The sequence below is a fragment of the Escherichia sp. KCJ4928 genome, from assembly GCF_004352695.1.
Taxonomy (GTDB): Bacteria; Pseudomonadota; Gammaproteobacteria; order Enterobacterales; family Enterobacteriaceae; genus ECMA0423.
Window position 1 is genome coordinate 1 of sequence record NZ_SJWV01000331.1, and the last position, 2,461, is coordinate 2,461.

A 2,461-nucleotide genomic window follows, 5' to 3' on the forward strand; every position below is an offset into this window, starting at 1 on the left:
GGATAAATAACAGGCAAAAAAAAGCGCGGGGTGGGGCCGCGCAAAAAGTATGACATTTTTGTTTGCAGCAATTTTTATGAAAACGTTGCCATACTCAAAAGGCCTCAGGCCAGGCGGCGTAATGTTATTTAAACAATTACGCCTTCAGCGGAATAGTGGTTACGCTTTCACGCACATAACGTGGTAAATACCGTCAATAATTTCAGTCCCTTCAGTTTCGTGTTCAAATCCAGGGAAATGGTGGTCCCAGGATTGCAGCGAGCGTAAATAACTTACTTGCGGACTGTTTTTATCGCCGAAGTTTTCACCAGACAGCAGCATCGGGATTCCTGGCGGATACGGGATAACTGAGTTTGCCGCGATGCGTCCTGGCAGATTTTCAATGGATACCAGTTCGACATTGTTGTCGACAATCGCGTTGTACGCTTCACGCGGGGTGACTTCCGCCACCGGCAGGCCGGAATAGGCTTCGTTCAACCGTGCGCCAGGGTTGTTTTCTTTCAGCCAGGCAAACATGGTGTCACCCAGATCGTGAATCCCCATGTTCGCGTAAGTGTCAGGATATTGTTCAACAAGTTCCGGCATCACCTGCGCCAGCGGTGTGTTGGCGTCATAGTGGCGTTTGAAGGAGCAAAGGGTGTTAACCAGAGTTCCCCATTTCCCACGGGTTACGCCCATAGAGAACAGGAACATAATTTGGAAGTCAGTGGTGCGGGTAGGTACAATGCCGTGGCGACCAAGCCAGGCAGTGACCAGCGCCGCCGGAACACCGGTTTCTTCCAGTTCACCATCTTCACCCATTCCCGGAGCAAGGATGCTGACTTTAATCGGGTCGAGCATACTCCAGTTATCCGGAATATCTTTGAAGCCGTGCCAGCTTTCGCCCGGATGCATTACCCAGCAGTCCTGAACGGTGGTCAGCAGTTTGGTTGGTGCGTCAGCAAAGTCATAGGTTTTGCCGGTTTGTGGGTCGGTGACGACTTCTTTGTTCCACGGTTTGAAGAACCAGCTACCGTCAGCGGTGAACTCTTTATATAGCCGCGCCATCGCCTGACGGAAATCAACCGCTTCGTCAATCACTTCCTGTGTCAGTGACAGGCCGCTGTTGCCGTCCATCATCGACACCGCCACGTCGTTGGATGCGCAGATGGCATACAGCGGGGAGGTGGTGGCATGCATCATGTAGGCCTGGTTGAAGCGGGAGAAGTTAATCGCCCCACGACCTTCACGTACATGAATATAAGAAGCCTGTGACAGCGCATTCAGCAGTTTGTGGGTGGAGTGGGTGGCGAAAACGGTAGGACCGTTGTGATCGCCAGGTTCGCCGCGCATGGCATAGTGATCGGCATAGATCGGGTTGAAACGTGCATAGCCGTACCAGGCTTCGTCAAAGTGCAGACGATCGGAGGTTTTTTCCAGCAGATCCTGCGCTTCTTTAGCGTTATAACACACGCCGTCATAGGTGCAGTTGGTCACCACGCAGTAAGACGGTTTTTGCCCGGCTTTGTCTTTGGTCAGCGGGCTTTCACTGATTTTCTTCTGCAAGGTTTCAGGTTGCATTTCCTGCGGATAGATTGGCCCGATAATGCCGTAGCGGTTGCGGCTTGGCACCATATAGACCGGTTTCGCGCCTGTCAGCATCAAACCTTGTTCGATGGATTTATGGCAGTTACGGTCAACGACCACGACATCGTTATCGGTCATGCAAGCCTGCATGATGGTGCGGTTAGAGCCGGAAGTACCGACGACTACCGACCAGGAGCGATCGGCACCAAATACGCGTGCGGCATATTTTTCGCTTTCGCCAAATGCGCCAGTATGGTCAAGCAAAGAACCGAGGGAAGTTCGTTCGATGCCCATGTCGGTGCGGAACAGATTTTCACCATAGTAGTCATGGTAGAAACGTCCGGCGGGTGTTTTGGTAAAACCAACGCCGCCCTGGTGGCCTGGCGCTGCCCAGGAATATTCATGGATGTCACTATATTTCATCAGCGCGCTGAACAGTGGCGGCAACAGCTGCTGGCGGTAGCGGGTCATCGCGGCAACGGCGCGTCCGGCGATAAAGTCGGCGGTATCTTCCAGAATCCAGGCGAATTCATCGACAAGCTCCAGCAGGTCGCGATCCATTGCGGCGAGGGCTTTTTCCCGATCGCCCAACAGGAAGACCGGCACGTTTTGTTGGCGCTCATGAAGCTTACCGATCAATTGTCTGACGTTTTGATGTTCGTCCGGATGTTCCATTTGATAGCTGAACATCAGGCAGTCAATGGCTTCGTTTGAAGAGAGAATGGCAAAACCATCATCAAAGGAGGTGGATTTAATCACGGTAACATTTTGCTGGCTTAAAGCATCTGCCAGACGCTCAACGGCGTTACCGACCCAGGTGTCTTGATGGAGAAACTCGCTTTCAACAATTAATACTTTCATCATTGCTTACCCGGTTATGAAGGAATCTTCGTTG

At 52.0% G+C, this 2,461-nt stretch carries 1 protein-coding gene; it reads right to left on the reverse strand.

The window, feature by feature from the left end; translation table 11 throughout:
* Positions 1-159 precede the first annotated feature (159 nt).
* On the reverse strand, positions 160-2,427 hold the full coding sequence (adiA, locus tag E0D98_RS23320; protein WP_001381593.1) for an arginine decarboxylase: 2,268 nt from the start codon (positions 2,425-2,427) through the stop codon (positions 160-162).
* Positions 2,428-2,461 lie beyond the last annotated feature (34 nt).

Coding starts and splice junctions, on each gene's coding strand:
- adiA (WP_001381593.1), bottom strand. CDS start 2,427: ATGAAAGTATTAATTGTTGAAAGCGAGTTTCTCCATCAAGACACCTGG.